The sequence below is a fragment of the Flavobacterium sp. genome (genome assembly GCF_013822155.1).
Taxonomy (GTDB): Bacteria; Bacteroidota; Bacteroidia; order Flavobacteriales; family Flavobacteriaceae; genus Flavobacterium.
The window spans coordinates 18,225-39,575 of sequence record NZ_PNJW01000026.1 but is presented as its reverse complement, the minus strand read 5'-3'; the positions used below and the strand labels follow the sequence as shown (position 1 = coordinate 39,575).

General features: G+C 32.5%; 20 protein-coding genes. 9 read left to right on the top strand and 11 right to left on the bottom strand.

Annotation, left to right across the window (positions count from 1 at the left end; translation table 11 throughout):
• Nucleotides 1-578: phospholipase D-like domain-containing protein (locus C0512_RS08270; protein ID WP_290860472.1), on the bottom strand; the 578-nt coding region annotated here is incomplete at its 3' end.
• Between the two features lie 323 nt (nucleotides 579-901).
• Nucleotides 902-1,336 (bottom strand): hypothetical protein, encoded by a 435-nt coding sequence (locus C0512_RS08265; RefSeq protein ID WP_290860470.1) that lies wholly within the window; start codon nucleotides 1,334-1,336, stop codon nucleotides 902-904.
• 262 nt (nucleotides 1,337-1,598) lie between these two features.
• Between C0512_RS08265 and C0512_RS08260 the strand changes: the two genes are divergently transcribed.
• Complete coding sequence (locus tag C0512_RS08260; protein ID WP_290860468.1) at nucleotides 1,599-1,784, top strand: hypothetical protein; 186 nt, start codon at nucleotides 1,599-1,601, stop codon at nucleotides 1,782-1,784.
• A gap of 116 nt (nucleotides 1,785-1,900) precedes the next feature.
• Here the strand turns inward: C0512_RS08260 and C0512_RS08255 are convergent, their stop codons facing one another.
• Nucleotides 1,901-3,013 carry an ATP-binding protein gene (locus C0512_RS08255; protein WP_290860466.1) on the bottom strand — a complete coding sequence of 371 codons (1,113 nt, stop codon included), beginning with the start codon at nucleotides 3,011-3,013 and terminating at the stop codon, nucleotides 1,901-1,903.
• Between the two features lie 276 nt (nucleotides 3,014-3,289).
• On the opposite strand from C0512_RS08255, the gene pbpC reads away from it, so the two are divergent.
• Entirely contained in the window at nucleotides 3,290-5,575 is a 2,286-nt protein-coding gene (pbpC, locus tag C0512_RS08250) for a penicillin-binding protein 1C (protein ID WP_290860476.1), read from the top strand.
• 9 nt (nucleotides 5,576-5,584) lie between these two features.
• Here the strand turns inward: pbpC and C0512_RS08245 are convergent, their stop codons facing one another.
• The 3 genes from C0512_RS08245 to C0512_RS08235 all read right to left on the bottom strand — a co-directional run bounded on the left by C0512_RS08245 (nucleotide 5,585) and on the right by C0512_RS08235 (nucleotide 8,842).
• Nucleotides 5,585-6,541 carry a T9SS C-terminal target domain-containing protein gene (locus C0512_RS08245; protein ID WP_290860464.1) on the bottom strand — a complete coding sequence of 319 codons (957 nt, stop codon included), beginning with the start codon at nucleotides 6,539-6,541 and terminating at the stop codon, nucleotides 5,585-5,587.
• A gap of 122 nt (nucleotides 6,542-6,663) precedes the next feature.
• Nucleotides 6,664-8,208, bottom strand: a complete 1,545-nt coding sequence (locus C0512_RS08240) for a ribonuclease E/G (RefSeq protein WP_290860462.1) — start codon at nucleotides 8,206-8,208, stop codon at nucleotides 6,664-6,666.
• 340 nt (nucleotides 8,209-8,548) lie between these two features.
• The gene (locus C0512_RS08235) at nucleotides 8,549-8,842 is read right to left on the bottom strand and encodes an HU family DNA-binding protein (RefSeq protein ID WP_112085891.1); all 294 of its coding nucleotides are present in this window, start codon (nucleotides 8,840-8,842) and stop codon (nucleotides 8,549-8,551) included.
• 133 nt (nucleotides 8,843-8,975) lie between these two features.
• Here C0512_RS08235 and mutY point away from each other — a divergent pair, with 133 nt between their 5' ends.
• From mutY to gldD, 4 genes are read left to right on the top strand one after another with little or no spacing between them, the layout of a single operon-like run.
• Nucleotides 8,976-10,013: an A/G-specific adenine glycosylase gene (gene mutY / locus C0512_RS08230; RefSeq protein WP_290860457.1), complete on the top strand. Its 1,038-nt coding sequence runs from the start codon at nucleotides 8,976-8,978 to the stop codon at nucleotides 10,011-10,013.
• A gap of 50 nt (nucleotides 10,014-10,063) precedes the next feature.
• A complete protein-coding gene (locus tag C0512_RS08225) occupies nucleotides 10,064-10,510 on the top strand; it encodes a single-stranded DNA-binding protein (protein ID WP_290860456.1) in 447 nt (148 codons plus the stop codon).
• 22 nt (nucleotides 10,511-10,532) lie between these two features.
• Nucleotides 10,533-11,828: a gliding motility-associated protein GldE gene (locus C0512_RS08220; protein ID WP_290860454.1), complete on the top strand. Its 1,296-nt coding sequence runs from the start codon at nucleotides 10,533-10,535 to the stop codon at nucleotides 11,826-11,828.
• Nucleotides 11,821-12,384 (top strand): gliding motility lipoprotein GldD, encoded by a 564-nt coding sequence (gene gldD, locus C0512_RS08215; protein ID WP_290860452.1) that lies wholly within the window; start codon nucleotides 11,821-11,823, stop codon nucleotides 12,382-12,384. The genes C0512_RS08220 and gldD overlap by 8 nt, the downstream gene beginning before the upstream one ends.
• A 143-nt stretch (nucleotides 12,385-12,527) precedes the next feature.
• Here the strand turns inward: gldD and C0512_RS08210 are convergent, their stop codons facing one another.
• A complete protein-coding gene (locus C0512_RS08210) occupies nucleotides 12,528-12,923 on the bottom strand; it encodes a heavy metal-associated domain-containing protein (protein ID WP_290860450.1) in 396 nt (131 codons plus the stop codon).
• Between the two features lie 119 nt (nucleotides 12,924-13,042).
• Here C0512_RS08210 and C0512_RS08205 point away from each other — a divergent pair, with 119 nt between their 5' ends.
• The gene (locus C0512_RS08205) at nucleotides 13,043-13,909 is read left to right on the top strand and encodes a DMT family transporter (RefSeq protein WP_290860447.1); all 867 of its coding nucleotides are present in this window, start codon (nucleotides 13,043-13,045) and stop codon (nucleotides 13,907-13,909) included.
• 48 nt (nucleotides 13,910-13,957) lie between these two features.
• Here the strand turns inward: C0512_RS08205 and C0512_RS08200 are convergent, their stop codons facing one another.
• Both C0512_RS08200 and C0512_RS08195 read right to left on the bottom strand, forming a co-directional pair.
• Entirely contained in the window at nucleotides 13,958-15,997 is a 2,040-nt protein-coding gene (locus C0512_RS08200) for an insulinase family protein (protein ID WP_290860445.1), read from the bottom strand.
• Between the two features lie 10 nt (nucleotides 15,998-16,007).
• Nucleotides 16,008-17,333 (bottom strand): pitrilysin family protein, encoded by a 1,326-nt coding sequence (locus tag C0512_RS08195; RefSeq protein WP_290860443.1) that lies wholly within the window; start codon nucleotides 17,331-17,333, stop codon nucleotides 16,008-16,010.
• Nucleotides 17,334-17,535: 202 nt separating this feature from the next.
• Here C0512_RS08195 and rplU point away from each other — a divergent pair, with 202 nt between their 5' ends.
• Nucleotides 17,536-17,895, top strand: a complete 360-nt coding sequence (gene rplU, locus C0512_RS08190; protein WP_290860441.1) for a 50S ribosomal protein L21 — start codon at nucleotides 17,536-17,538, stop codon at nucleotides 17,893-17,895.
• A gap of 23 nt (nucleotides 17,896-17,918) precedes the next feature.
• Nucleotides 17,919-18,179: a 50S ribosomal protein L27 gene (rpmA, locus tag C0512_RS08185; RefSeq protein ID WP_290860439.1), complete on the top strand. Its 261-nt coding sequence runs from the start codon at nucleotides 17,919-17,921 to the stop codon at nucleotides 18,177-18,179.
• Nucleotides 18,180-18,252: 73 nt separating this feature from the next.
• Here rpmA and C0512_RS08180 read toward each other — a convergent pair whose 3' ends face one another.
• The gene (locus C0512_RS08180; protein WP_290860437.1) at nucleotides 18,253-18,813 is read right to left on the bottom strand and encodes a hypothetical protein; all 561 of its coding nucleotides are present in this window, start codon (nucleotides 18,811-18,813) and stop codon (nucleotides 18,253-18,255) included.
• Between the two features lie 139 nt (nucleotides 18,814-18,952).
• Nucleotides 18,953-21,265 carry a patatin-like phospholipase family protein gene (locus tag C0512_RS08175; RefSeq protein WP_290860435.1) on the bottom strand — a complete coding sequence of 771 codons (2,313 nt, stop codon included), beginning with the start codon at nucleotides 21,263-21,265 and terminating at the stop codon, nucleotides 18,953-18,955.
• Nucleotides 21,266-21,351: the final 86 nt, after the last annotated feature.

Below are 21,351 nucleotides of genomic sequence, written 5' to 3'. Positions count from 1 at the left end.
TCTTTAACTCTATCAAAAAAATATAATATATCATTTTTATTTCTAATAAATTTAATTTCATCATTTCTTTTAAAAAAGAAGGGAAATTGATATTTGCTTATGATTTCATCTGCTTGGAATTCATATGAATTCGATTTTGAATAATCTGAAAGTTTAAGTTTTGAAATAAATTTTGATGTTGTTATTTTATTAAACTCTTCCAAGAAGTTAGTTACTAAATCAAATGAGTATAAAACTGTTATATTTTCGTTATTTGAAGTTGCATTGTTTGTCCAATTATAAGAACCATTGATTACAATCTCTTCATCGATAACACAAAACTTATTGTGCATTAGTTTACTTGATTTATAAAAATTTACCTCAGATTTTACCAATTCAAAATATAAATCAGCTTTATTTATTTTATCATTATAAATTACAACTTCAATATTTACTCCATTTTTCTTTTTTTTATTTAAAACTCGGATAATTTTCTCATCAGTAAACCACGCTACAGCAATTTTAATGTCAAATTCCGCTCTCTCTAATAACTCAACTATTTTGCTTTGTATGTTTTTAAAATATACTTCTTGTTTCATGTGTAGCTTTTATAACGATAAATTCTTGTTTAATCTTTATCATACGAAAATATGAAAAGCTTAAAAAAAGGTAAATGGACTTTTTACATTTTAATTATGAAAATGTAATACTTCAAGTGTTTTTTTACTAGGATATTTTTTTTAAACTATTTTAAGCTCTTCTAAAAATGGATTTTAGAGATTCTTTCCGGTTGGGTTTTTTCTGTAAATTATTTATGATAAATATTCAATATCTAAACATAACCTCTTGGTTTATATTTCTGATAATTTTTTAAACATTTTTGATTATGCTTATTTTTTCTGATATAATAATAACCTAACAATTAATTTGTGATGAAATTAATAAAATGATTATAAATTCTAAAAAACACATCAGGATTTTCTAATAGAAATATATCGAAATCATCATTTTTTCTGTCTTGATAATTAATAGCTTTTTCAATGTTAATAATATAATTTATATTATTTTCTACTTTAATGTTATCCCAATTGGTAACCTTTAAAGTCTTTAATAAACATTTATGAATTATTTCATTAATTTCTAAATCATTAGTGCACCAATAAATATTATGGTTTTCAAAATACATACTATTTGCTTTTGAATTCAATTTTTTTAAAAATCTATTTATTGTATTTTCAAAATCAACTACGTTCGTTTCTTCATAAACATTCCAAATAGTATCACAATAAACTTTTAAAGTTTCGTGTAATTCAATTTTAATCTCGCTTTTTAAATCTTCAAATAATTGATTTTTCATTTTGTTTTATTTTAATAGACTCCTACTAAACTATTTTTAAAGTGGTTTTGTTTAATTTAGGCAAGTCCAATAATAGGTAGGTATCTACACATTTTTGTCAGTTAGTCGATAGAACTGTTTGATGTTATGAACTAAAACTTTGATGAGTATTTCCTTCTATGATTGAAGTAATGTAATTGTTTTTCATAATTTTAAAATTAGAATTAAATTCAAATTTAAGAAAAAAGTTAGTAAATTGTGATGGAAAACTAAAATGGCAAAAATGGAAGAAGAAAAATCAATTTGGCAAATTGAAATCCCTAAAAACAAATGGCTTTACACAAACGATAGTTTTGGTAAGTTAGAGAAAGACATGGTTTTTGAATCCAAAACCTATAGCAGTGGAATTAGAGAACCAAAAACAGAAAATTTCAAAATAGTAACTAAACGTCTAAAGAAGAAAAGGTAATGGATATTACTATTGTAGTCGTATTAATTTTAGGTTTAGTGTTTGGTCCCTTCGCTCGCCAGGATTTTTTCCTTGCCTCCGCTCTCCGTATTCTATGACTTCGCAGTAAATCCCAATCACAAATACTCCCAAAAATTCCCCGAATGAATCGCAATCGTTTCTTTTGGATGATACTGTTCAGTGAATGACTTGGTGAATCGGACTTGTTTTTTGGGGTTGTATTTGATTTCGTAGGCTGTAATTTCATTTTCCAGCACTTCGAGAAAATCAATTTCTGCTTTTTGGGTGTTTCGCCAATAATGAGTTTTGCCATAAAAACCGGAGTAACTCAATTTTTTAATGCGTTCGCTGATGAAGAAATTTTCAAACAAAGCACCAACATCCTGCCGATTTTGCAATGGATTAAATTGACCAATAATCGCATTTCGGATGCCATTGTCATAAAAATAAATTTTTGGTTTCGCAGTTATTTCATTTCGCTGATTGGTTGAATAGGGATGTAATCGGAAAATCACAAATACTTTTTCCAATAAATCAATGTAATTCACTACGGTAGCTCTATCAACGCCCAATATTTTAGCCAGTTCATTATAGGAAACTTCACTTCCCACTTGAAGGGCTAAAGCGTTGAGTAACTTCATCAGTAAGTCGGGTTTTTTAATATTAGCTAATTCTAAAATGTCTTTGTATAAATAACTTCCGGCTAATTCCAATAAGATTTTTTGCTTTTTGGTTTCAGTAACCACTTCGGGATATAACCCATAAATCAAGAATTCTTCCAATCGATTATGGGCAACCGCAAAACTGTAATGCTTACTCACTTCATGCCAACTCAACGGAAAAAGTTGATGTTCCCATTTTCTTCCGGTAAGTGGTTCATTGATTTCGTTGCCTAAATCTAATGAAGATGAACCCGTCAAAATAAATTGTTTATCTAATTTGGCATCAATGAACATTTTTGTGGTAATGCCAATATTTTCAATACGTTGAGCTTCGTCAATCACAATCACGTCATAATCGGCCACCGTGTTTTTGAGAAATGTAAAATTAGCATTCGAAAATTGTAATCGGGTTTGAGGGTCGTCGCCATTTAAAAACAATACTTTTTTGCCTTCTACAAGATTTTGAATTAAAGTGGTTTTTCCAACTTGACGCGGTCCAAGTAGCACAATGGCTTTCTTTTTGTCCCAATCTTCGAGTATATTTTGATGTAAATCTCTATTTATCATAAGCACAAAAGTAACAAATAAATCGTTACAATCACAAAAAAATATAATATTTTAGGGTTATAACCACAAAATATTATAATATTTTAGGATTACAACCACAAAAAATTACATATTATAAAAGGGAAGAAATGATTTTACAACAATAAAATCAGTAAATTTACCGTTAATTCTGTACCATTTTATACACATAAATCCGTGCTCAAACCCTTCCTTCATAAAGTAAAAACCAAAATCCTCCAACACAAAATCAAATCCATTTTGCTTTTGCTGTTGTTGATGGGCTATTATTTTTGCTTGCCACGAACACTTTTTAACCAACCGTATTCTACTGTAATTGAAAGCAAAGAAGGTAATTTATTAGGAGCCAAAATCGCTCGTGATGGACAATGGCGGTTTCCGGCGTCGGATAGTGTGCCGGAGAAGTTTCAACACTGTATTATTGCTTTTGAAGACCAACATTTTAACTATCATCCGGGTTTTAATCCGATTTCTATGTGGAATGCGTTTCGTCAAAATAGCAAAGCTAACAGAGTGGTTCGAGGTGGAAGTACGTTAACTCAGCAAGTCATTCGTCTTTCCCGAAAAGGAAAAATGAGAACCTATTTTGAAAAAATCATCGAAGTCGTTTTGGCAACGCGGTTGGAATTTAGGCATTCCAAAAAAGATATTCTGAGTTTGTATGCTGCTCATGCTCCGTTCGGGAGTAATGTAGTGGGATTAGAAATGGCTTCGTGGCGGTATTTTGGGGTGCAATCGCATCAATTATCTTGGGCAGAAACAGCTACATTAGCAGTTTTACCCAATGCTCCAAGTTTAATTTATCCCGGAAAAAACCAACAACGTTTATTGGAAAAACGCAATAAGTTATTGCATAAATTGTATGAAAATAAAATTTTAGACCAACTTTCGTATGAAATGGCGTTGCAGGAACCGTTGCCACAAAAACCATTTGACTTACCGCAAATGGCTCCGCATTTATTACAAAAAATAGCCAAAAAGCAAGAAGGTCAAAAAGTCAAAACCACGATTGATTTTGCGTTGCAAGAACGATTGAACCAAATCGCTCAAAATTATTACTACCAATACAAACAAAATGAAGTTTATAATTTAGCCATTTTGGTGGTTGATGTCGAAACCCGAAATATTATAGGCTATGTGGGCAATGCTCCCACCGATAATAATCATCAAAAAGATGTAGATATAATTTCTGCACCACGAAGCTCGGGAAGTATTTTGAAACCCTTACTTTATGCAGGAATGTTAGATGATGGAGAGTTGTTGCCCAACACGTTGGTTCCTGATATTCCAACACAAATTTCAGGGTATAGTCCGCAGAATTTCAATTTAACATATGACGGAGCGGTTCCTGCCAGACGAGCTTTGTCGCGGTCGTTGAATATTCCGTCGGTGTTGATGTTGCAGGATTTTGGAGTATATCGGTTTTATGAACAATTGCAACAATATGGTTTTACTACCATGAATAAGCATCCTAATCATTACGGTTTGTCACTTATTTTAGGTGGAGCGGAAAGCAATTTATGGGATTTGTGTAAAACCTATGCCGGACTGACGGGAACGCTAAATCAATATCAAGTTAACAAATACCAATACCGACAAAATGAATTTTCGGAGTTGAATTATGAGGCAGAAAAGAAAGTGGATTTCGGTAAATTATCGTATCAAAAAAACATAGTAGGAGCGGGTTCAATTTATTTAACCTACGAAGCAATGAAGGAAGTAAATCGACCTGAAGGAGATGAAGCTTGGCGGTTTTATGATTCTTCGTTACCCATTGCTTGGAAAACCGGAACGAGTTTTGGTAATCGAGATGCTTGGGCGGTTGGATCGAGTTCAAAATATGTAGTTGGAATTTGGGTAGGAAATGCGACAGGAGAAGGTCGTCCGACATTAACCGGAGTGAGTCATGCAGCACCGATTTTGTTTGATGTATTCAACTTATTACCCAGAAGTAGTTGGTTTGAAAAACCATTAAATAATATGCAACAAGTAGAAGTTTGTGAGAAAAGTGGCTACTTAGCCAATGAAAATTGTCCGAAAGTGAGTCAATGGATTCCGGTTTCGGCCAAGCAAACCGAACAATGTCCATATCACAAACTTATTCATTTAGATATTTCCGAACAATTTAGGGTGAATAGTAGCTGTGAAAATGTAGATAAGATTGTGACAAAACCTTGGTTTGTATTGCCTCCTGTGATGGAATGGTATTATAAAAATAAAAATATGGATTATTGGGTTTTGCCACCTTTTCGACAAGATTGTGCCGATAATCAAATGGCTGCGATGGATTTTATTTATCCTAAAACTAATAGTAAAATCTATTTAACCAAAAACTTTGACAGTGAAGTACAACCGATGATTTTGAAAGTGGCTCATTCTCAACCTAATATAAAATTATATTGGTATGTGGATAATACCTATTTGGGAATCACACAAAATTTTCATGAAATGCCACTGATAGTTGCATCCGGAATACATTATGTTACCGTAGTTGATGAAAAAGGAAATGAAATTAAGCGAAAATTGGAAGTGGAGCAGGAGTGAGTCTTTGGCTCATCTTGACATAAATTCTAACGAAAAATGATGCAGTTGTTGCAAAACCGTTCCAATAATTTTTCTTGAAAACCGTTCGTTAGAGATGTAAAAATCAATACCGTTGGTTGAACTAATGGCTTCTATTTGATGAAAAGGCAATTTCAATTTTATTTTTCGTTGGTTGATATTTTCAAAGTTTACATTTTTCAAATCGTAAATCAAATACATAAATGGATTTAGCTTTTTGGTATGACCACAAAGAGCGATGAGGTTTTTCCCTTCTACAAAAGTTGCTCCGGTAATCAATCCGTTTACTTTTAGGGTTGTAATGTATTCTGCTGAATATTTTCCGGCTGTTTTGGGTAAACGATAAACAGCGGATTGATTATTTTTCCATTGTTTGGTAAATAGAATCAGTTCATTTTCAGTAGCAATAAAAGCTTCGCAATCAAAGTTAGTAATGTTGCTCTTTTGTTTGGAAAAATCGGTTTGTTCGGGATATGAAAAAGAAATAGTTTCTATTTTTGGATTATCAAATAAGGAGTTTTTGGCTATTTTAAAAATGGTTAAATCGCTTCTGTTTCCGCTAGCATTATTGCCGAAATCACCCAAATAAAAGTGGGTTTCGTCTTGCGTAAGTTCTTCCCAATCGTTGTTTTTTATACCATTTAATTTAATGCTTTTTGTGATAGCACCTTTTTTATCTAATTGATAAAGATGTAAATCGGTGTCGTCATTGTGAGTATAAAGGTGATTTTCCCACTCCACCAAACTAGAGGTTTCATTGAGCATATCGCTCAAAACAACTGAAGTAAATTTCTTAATTTTTAGTCTTTTATAACAGCAATTGCCATCGTTTTCAACTGCATTTTGATTATAATTTTTAGCCAAAACATCCGTGCAACCCAATTGAGCTGAACTTGTATTTTGGAAAATAATCCAACAAAAAAAGCAACTAAATAAATGAAATTTCATCAGAATAAGTATCCTTCAAAATTAGTAGAAAGAAAATAGTAAACTTAATAAATAATGCAAATTCTTGTAATTTGTGGCAAAAAGCCAAAAAAAAACGCCCACCAAAAGGCAGACGTTATTTTTTATTCTTTTATTACATTACCTTCTTTATCATAAAATTGGTATTGTAAAAACGTGTAAGCATCACGAGGTATAATTTTCACCCATTTTTTATGTTCAAAAAACCATTTTGAACGTAATGATGGAAAACCTTTGGTTAGGTATGCGGCCACAAAAGGATGGGCATTGAGCACCAGCTTTTTATGATTTTTTAGTCGTTCAACATCGAGATTAATCTTATCAATAACTTGGATTGGAGCATCTATTTCTCCAGTTCCATTGTTAGGATCTTCTTCTCTTGTTTTAATGTTGACTTCCGGTCTTACTCGTTGTCGCGTGATTTGGATTAATCCAAACTTACTTGGCGGTAAGATTTTGTGTTTTGCTTTGTCATCACTCATTTCCTCTCGCAAGAAATCAAAAAGGACTTTTCGGTTTTCCGGATTTTGCATATCGATAAAATCGACTACAATAATTCCGCCCATATCCCGTAAACGCAATTGTCTGGCAACTTCTGCTGCTGCAATCATATTTACTTCCAGGGCTGTGTCTTCTTGATTTTGAGCTTTATTGGAACGGTTTCCACTATTCACATCGATAACGTGAAGAGCTTCGGTATGTTCAATAATTAAATAAGCTCCTTTGCTCATTGATACCGTTCTACCAAAAGACGTTTTGATTTGTCTTTCAATATGGTATTTTTCAAAAATGGGCAATTCCTTTGATTGGTAAAGTTTGACAATGTTCACTTTTGAAGGATCAATTTCTTCAATTGATTCTTTGGTTTGCTCAAACAACTCTTCATCATCAATATAAATTCCGGTGAAGGAATCATTAAATACGTCTCTGAGTATTGATGAAGCTCTGTTCATTTCACTTAATACTTTAGACGGATGATGAGCCGTTGGTAATTTTTTACACATGGCAGTCCATTTACTGAGTAAATTCTGCATGTCTTGGTCTAATTCGGCTATTTTTTTGCCTTCTGCTACTGTGCGAACAATAACACCAAATCCTTTCGGTTTGATAGATTGTACAAGTTTCTTTAAACGGTCTTTTTCTTCTTTCGATTCTATTTTTTGTGAAACAGAAACACGGTCAGAAAACGGCACTAAAACTATATATCTTCCGGCCAGAGAAAGCTCAGAGCTAATTCTTGGACCTTTGGTAGAGATAGGTTCTTTAACGATTTGTACTAAAACCGACTGATTTGCACTCAACACATCGGTGATGGTGCCATCTTTGTCAATTTCTTTTTCAAACTGAAAGTTTTTAAGGGAGAAATCTTTTTGTTTACCTGTGCTTACAAGTTTGGTGAATTTCAACATCGAAGATAAGTTTGGACCCAAATCGTGGTAGTGTAAAAAGGCATCTTTTTCGAAACCTAAATGCACAAAAGCCGCGTTAAGCCCAGGAACCGGTTTTCTGATTTTGGCGATAAAAATATCACCCACCTGAAAGCCGCTTTTTTGCTCTTCTTCTTTGTGTAATTCTACTAGTTTTCCATCTTTTAATAAGGCAAAATCTACAGCTTCAGAACCTGACCTGATGATCAATTCTTTATTCACGTTGTAAATTTTTATCCGAACTTTTTAGCAATAGGCAATAGCAATAGGCGATAGGCAATTTAAATTGCTTAAAGCTTATAGCATAAAGCTTAAGGCCTAATTGTAAGGATGGATTAAACAATATTTTAAACAGGTAGTTTTGTACCCGGTGAAACAGTTATTGTTTTTTACTGTTTCATTTCAAAGAACTTTTTGTAAAAGAAAAAAGTAGTTTACACTACTTTTTCTTTTTGTGACGGTTAGCTCTCGCTCTTTTCTTACGTTTGTGCGTCGCTACCTTATGTCTCTTTCTCTTTTTTCCACTTGGCATAGTGTGATCTTTTTGGTATTAATAAATGAGTTATACTGCTACTTCAGTGTTGGTTTTCACACCTTCAACAAAAACCTTTGCTGGTTTGAATGCCGGAATGTTGTGAGCAGGAATTTTAATTGTTGTGTTTTTTGAAATGTTTCTTCCTGTTTTTTCAGCTCTTGTTTTGATAATAAAGCTTCCAAAACCTCTTAAATAAACATTGTCGCCAGTTTCTAATGAGTTTTTAACTTCTTCCATAAAAGATTCTACAGTTGCTTGAACATCACCTTTTTCAAGTCCTAATTTTTCTGAAATCTTCGCTACGATATCTGCTTTCGTCATTTTCTTTCGTATTAATTATTTATGTGTAAATTTTTGAGTGTGCAAATATACAAATTAAAAAAACAATTATTCAAGCATAATTGATTAAAATTTAATCACATAAACTTATACTTTTGTTAACCAAATTAAAAATATGACTTTTTCTAATCGGCTTATATCTTGGTATTTAGAAAATAAACGAGATTTGCCTTGGCGAAACACTACAAATCCTTACAAAATATGGCTTTCAGAAATCATCTTACAACAAACGCGAGTTGCCCAAGGTTTGCCTTATTATATAGCCTTTGTGGAGACGTTTCCAACGGTATTTGATTTAGCAAATGCATCAGAAGAGCAAGTTTTAAAACTTTGGCAGGGACTCGGTTATTATTCTCGTGCTAGAAATCTTCATAAAACAGCTCAACTGGTTGCTTTTGATTTGGGTGGGAATTTCCCGACTTCTTATCAGGAATTATTAAAATTAAAAGGAATTGGAACATATACAGCTGCAGCAATTGCCTCTTTTAGTTCTAATGAGCCGGTTCCTGTTGTAGATGGGAATGTTTTTCGCGTGTTAGCTCGTTATTTTGATGTGGAGACTGACATTTCCTCAACAATAGCCAAAAAAGAGTTTGCAGCTTTGGCTTATGAAGTCTTAGATAAAAGGAATTCTTTGCAGTTTAATCAAGCTATTATGGAATTTGGAGCGTTGCAATGTATGCCAAAAAATCCCAATTGTTCCGTTTGTGTTTTGAATGATAGTTGTGTCGCATTGCAAAAAAATAAAGTAAATCAGCTCCCGGTTAAATTAAAAAAGACAAAAGTGACCGAACGTTTTTTTAATTATTTGGTATTTGAAGATGAACATGGAAATTCAATTATTCAACAGCGGACCGAAAAAGGTATTTGGCATAATCTATACGAATTTCCCTTAATTGAATCTTTAATTGAATTTACAGAGAAAGAAATTACAGATGAAATCAATAAAGTGAAATTTTTTTCAAATGAAATAATATCTATTAATGCCTATGAAGAAAAAAGTATTTTGCATATTTTATCCCATCAACGGTTGAAAATCAGATTTTGGAATATTCAAGTGAAAGGAAAATTGGAAAATGCAAAGTCAAAACAATCTATCAAAAAGAGACCGTTCCCTATTGTGATTTTTAATTTTATTGAAAAGTATTTTTAAACTGTTATTAAATTCGTAACTTTGATACTGTCCAAAAACAACAAAATATTATGAATGGAACTTTAAATAAGGTTATGTTAATAGGTCATTTAGGTGACGATGTAAAAATGCATTATTTCGATGGTGGTAATTGTATTGGAAGGTTTCCTTTGGCAACAAATGAAGTTTATATTAATAAAACTACCAATGAAAAAATAACATCTACGGAATGGCATAACTTGGTTGTTCGAAATAAAGCCGCTGAAATTTGCGAAAAATACCTTTCAAAAGGAGATAAAATTTATGTTGAAGGGCGAATAAAATCAAGACAATGGCAAGCGGAAGATGGTCAAACAAAATACACTACAGAAATTCAAGTGACTGAATTTACTTTTTTAACTACTAAGAAAGAAACAGAGTTAAATAAACAACAGGTTCCTTCAATGACAGAACCAAATAAAAACACTAATTTTGAAGCCCAAAGAGGTAGCGGTAATCAAGATGATTTACCCTATTAATGTCTAACCAATATAATTAAATTTGGACCCTGAACCGTCGAGTTTGTTAGAAAATATAGATACGAGTTTGCTCTTAGGAACTTTGGGCATTCTCGTTTTGCTTTTATTTTCTGCCTTAATATCTGGATCTGAAGTAGCTCTTTTTTCATTATCCAATAAAGATATCGACGAGGCAACTGCTCAAAACCAATCCAAAGGAAATATTATTTCTGCCTTACTTAGCAAACCAAAAAAATTATTGGCTACTTTATTAATTGCAAATAATTTTATTAATATTGGTATTGTTATCATTTTCTCTTTTATAAAAGAAGATTTATTTAGTCAAATTAAGTTTGACTGGCTTCGTTTTGCAATCGAAGTTGGTGTTGTTACTTTTTTAATTTTATTTTTTGGGGAGGTTTTGCCCAAGGTTTATGCTAACCGAAACAATGTAAAATTCGCTAAAAAGATAGCATCTCCAATAGCTATTTTGAATATGTTGTTGACGCCAATTAATATGCCAATGCGTGCCATTACAATCTTTTTGGAAAATAAATTAGGCAAACAAAAATCTAATATTTCGGTTAACCAATTGTCCCAGGCATTGGAATTAACATCGTCTGAAGATACATCACAAGAAGAACAAAAAATTCTGGAAGGGATCGTGTCCTTCGGGAACACAGATACTAGCCAAGTGATGAGTCCGAGAATTGACTTATTTGCCTTAGAAATTGAAGAACCATTTACAGAAGTCATTGCCAAAATTTTAGACAAAGGGTATTCGAGAATTCCGGTTTATCGAGACAATATTGATCAGATTGAAGGCGTTTTATACGTCAAAGATTTGTTGCCTCACATTGATAAAAAAGAATTTGATTGGACCACCTTGTTGAGAGAACCACTTTTTGTGCCAGAAAACAAAAAACTGGATAATTTATTAAAAGATTTCCAAAGCATGAAAAATCATTTAGCGATTGTGGTTGATGAATATGGAGGAACTTCCGGCGTGATTACATTAGAGGACATTATCGAAGAAATTGTGGGTGATATCAGTGATGAATTTGACGATGAAAACATAAATTATTCTCAAATTGACGACAAGAATTTTTTATTTGAAGGGAAGATTAACTTGAAAGATTTTTATAGAATTGTTGAAGTAGATGATGATTTATTTGAAAATAATAAAGGGGAAGCAGAAACATTAGCCGGTTTTATTTTGGAAATCATAGGTACATTTCCACGGAAAGGACAAAAAATTACTTTTGACAAATGTCTTTTTACTATTGAGTCGGTTGACAAGAAACGGGTAAAACAAATTAAAGTGACTTTAGATGCGTAAAAAGAGTTTATATTTTGGGTTATTCATGATGTTGGGGTTTTTTATGGCTTGTAAAGAAGATGCCTTGCCGAAACCTACCGCTCAATTACGTTTGGATTATCAAATGGCAAATTATATGGATTTTGATAGTCCTTGTCCGTTTAATTTTGACTATAACACTGATACCAAAGTTAAAGTAAAGGAAGATTGTGCCGTAACCATAGAATATCCAAAAATGAAAGCCACTGTTTATTTAACGTACCGAAAAGTCAATAATAATATTGATATTTTACTGAAAGATGCTCAAAAACTCACCTACGAGCACGTGATTAAAGCTGATGATATTGTGGAAACGCCTTTTATCAACACTAAAGATAAGGTTTATGGTATGTTTTATCAAGTGGGAGGAAATGCTGCATCAAACACACAGTTTTATTTAACAGACAGTATTCAACATTTTGTTACCGGTTCTGTATATTTTTATTCTAAACCCAACTTTGATTCGATTATGCCGGCATCAAGTTATATTAAAGACGACATGCAAACATTGATGGAAACGATGCGTTGGAAGAAGTAATCAACATAAAAAAGAGTCCAATAGGACTCTTTTTTTTATGATCTTTTTATAACGTCTCCACTTTTTTAGCAGAACAACATCCTGATTTTTTTTCAGGTTCGCATCCTTTTTTTTCTTCGCTAGAAGCGTTTTCTTTTTTAGAATCAGCTGTTTTCTTTTTCTTTTGTAAAAAGAAGAGCATGATCAGCAGAATTAGTCATGTCGGATACTTTATACGTTTTACCATCTGCAGCTCCTTCAACCGTTTGAACCAGCACTTCCGGAGTTACTTTGTTTGCATCATATTCAATGGTTGCTTTTTTAGCTTCAAAATCAACTTCTGCTTTTTGAACACCATTTAATTTAGCTAATTTTTTTTCTAAATGATTTGCACAGCCAACTTCACAACTCATTCCTTCAATGGTAAAAGAGGCAGTGGCTAATTGAGCAGGTTGTTCTTGCGTTTGTTCGGTGGTTGCAGTTTCTGTTGCTTCCTTTTTGCAACTTACAATTGATAAAATTGTAAAGGCAAATAAGGCGATTTTTTTTGTGAATTTCATATGTTTTATTTTTAAAAATGAAGTGTAAAAAGTTTGTTTGTAATTCAATACAAAAATAACATTTTTTTCGCTTTTTATTTGCGAAAATTAACGGAGTTTTGTGACGCAATAAAAAGTTGATGGAAAACAAGAATTTAAGGTTCGTTTACTTAGTCGTTTTAGCCCTTATTTGGGGTAGCTCATTTATTCTTATCAAAAGAGGTTTAGTGGCTTTAACGCCTTATCAATTAGGTTCATTGCGAATGGTTTTTGCTGCGGTATTTCTGTTGATTATCGGATTCAACAGTATCAAAAATATTGAATTACGCCATTGGAAATACCTTGCTTTGACGGCTGTTTTTGGCACTTTTATTCCGGTTTTTCTGTTTTCTGTTGCTCAAACACAAATCAGCAGTTCGGTGAGTGCTATTTTAAACTCGCTTACGCCTTTGAATACGTTAGTGCTTGGAATTATTCTTTTTAAAATAGATTTTCAACGACGACAAATCTTTGGCGTTTTCATTGGTTTGATGGGAAGTACATTGCTTATTTTCAATGGAGCTGCCAATCATCCGGAACAGAATTATAATTATGCGGTATTATTAGTTATTGCTTCTGTCTGTTATGCGATGAATGTCAATTTTATTAAAATGTATTTATCCGATTTAAATCCGTTGAGCATTACAACCGGAAATTTTATCGTTATGTTGATACCGGCTTCTACTGTATTGTATTTTTCAGGTTTTTTTGAAGCAGTACAAGTACAAGAAACGCAAAATGTAATTGGTTATATCGCTATTTTAGGAATTGTAGGAACGGCTTTAGCTAATATCTTGTTTTATAAATTAATAAAAATTTCGTCTCCTGTTTTTGCTTCTTCGGTTACTTATTTAATTCCGGTTGTTGCTTTTATGTGGGGATTGGTTGACAATGAAAGCTTGACGTTAGTTCAATTTATAGGAGCTGCGATTATTCTTGTCGGAGTTTATTTATCGGCTAGAAAATAAAAAGGACCGCCATTTCTGACAGTCCTTTTATCATTGAAAAGTTGTTTTTTATTTAAAATCTTCGTCGCTTACACCTTCATTGATTTTGACATCAGAAGTTGTCAATTCTAGTTCAACACCAATATTCAAAGTGGTTTTATGAGGGACTTTAATCCCTTTCACTTCTTTATAGTCGGAATAATAGGTCATTTGAGTCATTTTTTGACCTCCTTGTTCTAATTCTTTGGCTTCTGCAATTTTTAATCCGGTTTTCACATCAAAATAATAAGTAGATTTTCCGTTTTTAACAGCATAAGCGTCTGTTCCATTGATGTTTTCAACTGCACCTAATGTAATGTCTTTGTTGTTAGCTAATGTTAATTCTTCAAATGGAACGGCACCCGCTTGCATTTCTTTTAAATCATCACCTGTAAAATCTTTTCGTTGGCCTTGTTGCACCATATAAGCACCATTTTCATTCACTACCTGTTTCATCATAGTAGTTCCCATCGCTTTCATTTCCACCGCCAATTTGTTACTAGATGTTACCTTAGTAGTCATTTCTAAAGCCATACCTTGCACTGTTCCAGATGAAGTAGTCATAATGCTTTTGACATCAGAAACTGCTTTTTGTCCACCGATAGCGGCTATATATTTGTCTAAAACTGATTTTGCAGTAACATCGGCACTTACCGTTTTTGCTACAGGTTTTTCTACTTTATTTCCGTATTTATCAAAATAGAAAATTGGAATATTCAGTTTTTCTAAACCGGGAAGAACATCAGTTCCTTTACTCACTACTACAATTCTTAAATTTTCAGCTAAGAAATATTTTTTAGACACTCTTAAAATATCGTCAGCAGTAACTGCATTGATGTTTTTAATGTAATTTTCGTAAAAATCAGCCGGTAATCCTTGTGTTTTTGTTTGTAAAGCATAACGGGCAACAGTTGCCGGTTTTTCAATATCCATTACAAATTTTCCAATGTATCCTGCTTTTACATTTTTTAATGTTTCTTCAGATACTTTTTCAGTTCGGATACGTTTTATTTCTTTTAAAATTTCAACTACGGCACTGTCAGTTACCGCATTTCTCACTTGCGTAGAAGCAGAAAAGTTTCCAACATATTTGTTTCCTCTTAAGCTTGAACGGGCACCATAAGTCCAACCGTGAGCTTCTCTTAAGTTCATGTTTAAGTAACTGTTGAAATCACCTCCTAAAATTTGATTTGCAACAATTGCGGCAAAATAATCTTTGTCGGTCATTTTTAATTTCGTAATGTGGACAGCCGAAATTTCAGATTGAACTGCATTAGAAGCGTCTACAAAATTAATTTGTGAGTATTGAACATCTTTTGGGTCAGAATAAGTTATCTGAGGAGCCGTTGCTTTTTTCCAAGCACCAAATAATTTTTCTACTGTGGCTTTAACTTCAGCAAATTTCACATCGCCCACAATAACTAAGTAGGCATTTTCAGGGGTAAAATAAGAAGTATAATTTTGAATAACATCGTTTAATGATATATTATTGATGGTTTCTTCGCTTAAATATTCGCCTCTAGGATGATTTTTTCCATAAGCTAAAACGCGTTCTACTCTTCTGGCAATGGAGGGAACACTTTTTTCATCGGCTTTTAAGCCTTCAATTAATTTTGCTTTTTCTTTATCAAATTCTTCTTGTGTAAAAACAGGGTTTAAAGCACCGTCGGCCATTAACTCCATAATTCTTTTAGAATATTTAGAAAGACCGTTAGCAAAAGCACCATCGGAGCTGAAATTGATGGAAGCTCCTAAAAAATCAACTTCTTCGTTAAAATCATTTTTAGAAATGGTTTTTGTTCCATTACCCAACATGCTACTTGTCATATCAGAAACTCCTTTTTTGTTTCCCTCAGAATATGGAGCGTTGTCAATCGAAAGATTATAAGAAACTCTTGGTAATTTATTGTTTTCAACAACTAACACTTTTAATCCGTTAGGTAATTCAAAAGTTTGAGGTTTTCCAATGTTAATTTTAGGAGCCGGTCCTGGTTTTGGTTGAGGTCTGTCTTGTGCTTGCATAGTTAAAGTTAAAAACAAGCTCGTTGCTAAAATGGCTATTTTTTTCATGATTTATATCTTAATTTTGAGCTTTATCAGATTTAGGAGCATAGTCCAAAAGTAAACGTTGATTTGGATTGAGGTATTTTTTAGCAATATCTCTAATTTCTTCACGGGTAATAGAACGATAAATGTCTATTTCAGAATTTATCAAATTCACATCACCGTACAATAAATAGTAAGTAGCTAAATTCCCAGCAATACCTTCCACAGAAGCATTGTTGTCTACATATTGACTTTCAAAGATATTTTGTAGTTTTTTAAATTCCTTTTCAGAAATTAACTCTGTTTGAAGACGAACAATTTCTTCATCAATTTCAGCAATCAAACTTTCAGGAGTAAATCCTCCCATAGGTAATCCGTATAAAATATACAAACCGTAATCTTCTTGACTAAAATTAAAAGCTCCTACTTGTAAGGCCATTTTTTTATCATCCACAATTTTTTTATACAAACGAGAAGATTTACCTTCAGACAAGACGGTTGAAATCATATCCAATACTCTTGCATCTCGGGTTTTCATGGAAGGAGTTCGATAAGAAGCTACCGCCATCGGGATTTGAATATTTGGGTCTTCATATTTTGCTTTAAGTGTTTGTGTAATTGGAGTTTCTTCCACTTTTGTTCTTGTTATTGGTGTTCCTTTTTGAATAACACCAAAATATTTTTGAATCCATTCTTTCGCCTGTGCAGGTTCAAATTGACCAGCTACAACCAGCACTGCATTGTTTGGAATATAGAATTTTTTATTAAAATCTTGAAACTCTTTAAGCGTTGCAGCATCTAAATGATCCATCGAACCAATAGTTGCCCAACGATAAGGATGGTTTGTAAACATGTTGCGTTTTACTTCTGCAATTAAATTCCCGTAAGGTTGGTTGTCAACCCTTAGTCGTTTTTCTTCTTTAACAACTTCATTTTGAGTATCTACGCCAATTTGGTTAATTACTGGGTGAAGTAAACGTTCTGATTCCATCCATAGTCCTAATTCAAGATTGTTTGAAGGGAAGATTTCATAGTAATAGGTTCTGTCATCGGAGGTGTTAGCGTTATTTGTTCCGCCATTTCCGGTTACGATTTTAAACCATTCTCCACGACCGATATTTTGCGTTCCTTCAAATAAAAGATGTTCAAAAAAGTGAGCAAAACCTGTTCTTTCAGGGTTTTCATCTTTTGCACCAACATGATACATTACCGAAGTAATTACAACCGGTGCAGAATTATCTTGATGTAAAATTACGTGTAACCCATTATCTAAAGTATATTCTTCAAAGGTCACTTTTTGGGCAGAAACTGTTCCTCCAAGCGTAAGCAGTGTACTTAAAGCCATTAATGATTTTTTCATAAAAATTAGTGATTAAATTTTTTGCATTTCAAATTGGTATGCAATTTCGGTATTTTGTTACAGTTTTACTAAATAATTCACAAAATATTTAGGTTTAGATAATGCAATTTTAGTGTAAATAATTTATTTTTAAAATTCAGTTGTGTGATTGAGAATTAGTTGTATATTTGCAACCTTAAAATTTAATTAAAAACACATTGTTATGTACGCAATCGTAGAGATAGCAGGGCAACAATTTAAAGTAAGCAAAGACCAAAGAGTATTTGTTCACCGTTTAGCATCTGAAGAAGGAAGCAAAGTTTCTTTCGACAAAGTAATGTTGTTAGACGAAGATGGAACAATTACTATAGGCGCCCCCGCTATAGAAGGTGCTTCAGTAGAAGCCAAAGTGTTAAAACACTTAAAAGGAGACAAAGTAATCGTTTTCAAAAAGAAAAGAAGAAAAGGTTACAAAAAGAAAAACGGACACAGACAGTCTTTTACACAAATTGTGATTGAAGGCATTAATGCGAGTGCTCCTAAAAAGAAAGCTGCTAAAAAAGCGGAAACCACAGAAGAATAATTAACATTTAAAACTTAAACATCATGGCTCACAAGAAAGGTGTCGGTAGTTCCAAGAATGGTAGAGAATCAGAATCGAAACGTTTAGGCGTTAAGATATATGGTGGTCAAGCAGCTATTGCAGGAAATATCATTGTAAGACAAAGAGGTTCTAAACATAATCCAGGAGACAACGTTTACATTAGTAAAGATCATACTTTACATGCAAGAGTTGACGGAGTGGTTAAGTTTCAGAAAAAAGGTGACAACAAATCATTTGTATCTGTTATTCCTTTTGAAGCATAATTAGAATCTACTTCAAAATATAAAAACCCATTTCGAGAGAGATGGGTTTTTTTGTTATTTAGATTTTTTGTTATTAATTAGATATATTCATCAAAATTAAGTGAAGAATAACCAGTCGTTCTATTTCAGAAAATTTTTCAGATTGATTTATTAAAGAGGCAATCCGTATTTCATTTTTATAACCATCTGCCATTAGATATGAATATATAGTATATCGTTTTCTTAAAATGTTCTTTTTAGCATCACTAATTTCCTTATTGTAAACTTCTTCTGGACAAGAAGAATAAAAATCTAATGTAGTTAGAGAAAGTAAATCAAAAAAGTTGTCATTTATTTTAGTTCTAATTTTTGTTGCTATTTTCTTAGATTCTTCATTATTGTGAAAGGCAATGACCGTTAATTTTAAGTAACTTTCTTTTTTAAAATCATGAATTATCTTTTCATCTAAAAGTAATTGTTCGGTTTCTTTCAGTATTGAAAAAATGTCTTTTTTTATTCCATGACCATCATATAATATTTTTTGTGTTTTGTTATTTACACAATCTTTATAATAATCATCACTGTTAATAGATTTACAGCTACTCAGAAGGCTTAATAAAATTATAATAAAATTAATCGAAGATTTGGGACTCATGTAAATCTAGTTTTTAAACAAGTTAAAAATAGCAATTTAGTCATTTATAAAAGCTAAAAATAAAAAATTGCATTCAATAAACTTAGAAAAAAATACTAACCCTTACATTTCAGCAAGGGTTTAATATTGAGATTATTTTTTATGATGGATTGAATAAAAAGCCAATACTAAAATACAGATTGGTTTCATCCACATCATTAATCCATGAAGCATCAAAGGTGATGGGCCCCAACAGAGAAAGATAAGAAATGTTTGCCCCACCGGAAAACAAGAAACTGGTTTCAGTTCGCTCTTGCCATTTGCTTTTCGGAGAAAAAGCATCATCCATATAATCATCAAAAGTTTTGAAACCTACTGAGGCTATATCAATGTGTGGAGTCAGGTAAATTTTTCCGGTTAAGTTTATTTGTAAACCAACATTCATTTTCATCAGTTGTGTTACTGTCAATTCATCTTCATTTAATCCGGGAAGAATAGTTCTGTTATTCGTTGGTACTATAGATGTTCCTCCTAAAAAATATTTTGCTCCATAGCCGTAACTGGAAAAAGATAATTCATCTGACTTTAGGCTATCTTCAAAAATAAAATTGGTTGTAGCACCAATAATTCCCGTTAATTTTTTTTGTATAGGAATTCTTTTTTCAAAAGTCAAGCCTAGTTTTGTAAATCCATTTGTTGTTCCTGAAATTTTTGGTACTGTTTCATCGGTGGAATTCAACTCAACGTCATGCAATAATGATCTGCTTATTTTTGCTTGAAAAAAGGTCCCTTTATTGGCAAAAAAAACTTTATCCAAATCATTATAAGAAAAATGAGCACCTAATTCAATATTGTTGAAGTAATAACTTTTAAATGGATATTCAGTCAAATCAGCATCTGCTTTGGGTTTTAAATAGGTATATTGATAATTTAAAGACATCCCCACATAGGTTTTAAATGAATTTAAGTTTCTGTTTACTTGATTATTGAACTGATAAGAGCGGTATTTTAAATCTGTGACAAGTTTGTTGTCTACAAATAATTCTTGAATTAAATTTTCACCATAAAGTTCGGTATTCCACCACCATTCTTTTTTCGAACCAAAAATATCTTGATATTCAATTCTTGCTCTTGGTTGTTCTGCAATGTCTGCTGTAATCAAAAAACGAGACGACTCCCCAAGAATATTTCTACCGGTATAATTAAGAATAACTCCTACACCTCTATAAGTATCAAAATGAAGTGAAGCATTTACTTGATTTTTAGAATTTTCAAAAAAAGTTATTTCTAGGACTATTTTACCATCATTTACAAAAGAACTAGTTGTGATTTTACTGAATAAATTTGTGCCCATTGCTCTGTCTATTCCTTCAACTATATCATGAGATACATATTTTGTGTGAGGTTTTATATTCATTCTTTCCTTAACAAAAGCAAGGTTTTCTTTGCTGATGTTTGTGAAAACTATTGTATCTAAAGTAAATTCTTTTGGGATGATAGGGAGTTCATGTGTTCTTTGTTTAAATTTATTTAATTTTTCTGCCAAGGCTACTAGAGCATCCATGTTTTGATTAGTTGCAATTTTACCCTCTTCATAGATTTCATTGCTTTTTGCAAAATCTCCTGTTGAATACTTCAAATTTGGTAGGTGATCTACTAAAATATCACACAATTTTCTTTTTTCAGGATCTTTAACGTTACTGGTTAGCATACTTGTTTGAACTAAAACAGAAACAAAATTGTTCAATTTTTCTTTTGGTTCCATACCACCGCCCACATCACTACCGATGATAATATCAGCACCCATTAGCTTGGCAATATCTGTTGGAAAATTATTGACCACACCACCATCCACTAAAAGTGTTTCTTTGTATGGAACCGGGTTAAAAACAGCAGGAAGCGACATACTTGCCCGAATGGCGGTTGCCAAATTTCCACTGTCTACCACTACTTCTTTTCCGGTAACTAAATCAGTCGCTAATGCTCTAAATGGAATGGAAAGTTTATCAAAATCAGTTACATTGTAAACAGGATAAGTTAATTCTGAAAGATACTCTCTTAGATTTTGATCACTTAATAAAGAGCTGACACTGGTAGGTTTGCCATTTTTTATATCAAGACCAATCAAATATCTTTCAAATTCACTTTTTTCTTCTACGCTAACTTTGTCAAATGAAACACCACCACCTAAAAGTTTGTCCCAATCCATGTTTTTTGTCAATTTAGCGATGCTGTCTCCGGAATACCCCATGGCGTAAAGTCCGCCCATCACGCTTCCCATACTATTTCCAACTATAAGGTCAGGAACAATGTGTAACGAATCTAAAGCCTGTAAAAGAGGGATATGTGCAACACCTTTTGCTCCACCACCGCTTAAAACCAAAACTACTTTAGGTTTTTTATCTTGAGCAAAATTTAATTGTGGGAAAATAAGAAAAAGAGAAAGTGTGAATAAGAATAAATATTTTTTCATGGTTCATTATTTAATAGTAAAACAATATAATCAATTTATGAAGATTACTTTCATCAAACTTCAACAAATCTATAGTAAAGTTAGCT

Excerpts from the sequence above, each read along its gene's own strand:
- C0512_RS08265 (WP_290860470.1), bottom strand. The coding sequence starts at position 1,336 with ATGAAAAATCAATTATTTGAAGATTTAAAAAGCGAGATTAAAATTGAA.
- C0512_RS08260 (WP_290860468.1), top strand. The coding sequence starts at position 1,599 with ATGGAAGAAGAAAAATCAATTTGGCAAATTGAAATCCCTAAAAACAAA.
- C0512_RS08255 (WP_290860466.1), bottom strand. The coding sequence starts at position 3,013 with ATGATAAATAGAGATTTACATCAAAATATACTCGAAGATTGGGACAAA.
- pbpC (WP_290860476.1), top strand. The coding sequence starts at position 3,290 with ATGGGCTATTATTTTTGCTTGCCACGAACACTTTTTAACCAACCGTAT.
- C0512_RS08245 (WP_290860464.1), bottom strand. The coding sequence starts at position 6,541 with ATGAAATTTCATTTATTTAGTTGCTTTTTTTGTTGGATTATTTTCCAA.
- C0512_RS08235 (WP_112085891.1), bottom strand. The coding sequence starts at position 8,842 with ATGACGAAAGCAGATATCGTAGCGAAGATTTCAGAAAAATTAGGACTT.
- mutY (WP_290860457.1), top strand. The coding sequence starts at position 8,976 with ATGACTTTTTCTAATCGGCTTATATCTTGGTATTTAGAAAATAAACGA.
- C0512_RS08225 (WP_290860456.1), top strand. The coding sequence starts at position 10,064 with ATGAATGGAACTTTAAATAAGGTTATGTTAATAGGTCATTTAGGTGAC.
- gldD (WP_290860452.1), top strand. The coding sequence starts at position 11,821 with ATGCGTAAAAAGAGTTTATATTTTGGGTTATTCATGATGTTGGGGTTT.
- C0512_RS08210 (WP_290860450.1), bottom strand. The coding sequence starts at position 12,923 with ATGAAATTCACAAAAAAAATCGCCTTATTTGCCTTTACAATTTTATCA.
- C0512_RS08205 (WP_290860447.1), top strand. The coding sequence starts at position 13,043 with ATGGAAAACAAGAATTTAAGGTTCGTTTACTTAGTCGTTTTAGCCCTT.
- C0512_RS08200 (WP_290860445.1), bottom strand. The coding sequence starts at position 15,997 with ATGAAAAAAATAGCCATTTTAGCAACGAGCTTGTTTTTAACTTTAACT.
- C0512_RS08195 (WP_290860443.1), bottom strand. The coding sequence starts at position 17,333 with ATGAAAAAATCATTAATGGCTTTAAGTACACTGCTTACGCTTGGAGGA.
- rplU (WP_290860441.1), top strand. The coding sequence starts at position 17,536 with ATGTACGCAATCGTAGAGATAGCAGGGCAACAATTTAAAGTAAGCAAA.
- rpmA (WP_290860439.1), top strand. The coding sequence starts at position 17,919 with ATGGCTCACAAGAAAGGTGTCGGTAGTTCCAAGAATGGTAGAGAATCA.
- C0512_RS08180 (WP_290860437.1), bottom strand. The coding sequence starts at position 18,813 with ATGAGTCCCAAATCTTCGATTAATTTTATTATAATTTTATTAAGCCTT.
- C0512_RS08175 (WP_290860435.1), bottom strand. The coding sequence starts at position 21,265 with ATGAAAAAATATTTATTCTTATTCACACTTTCTCTTTTTCTTATTTTC.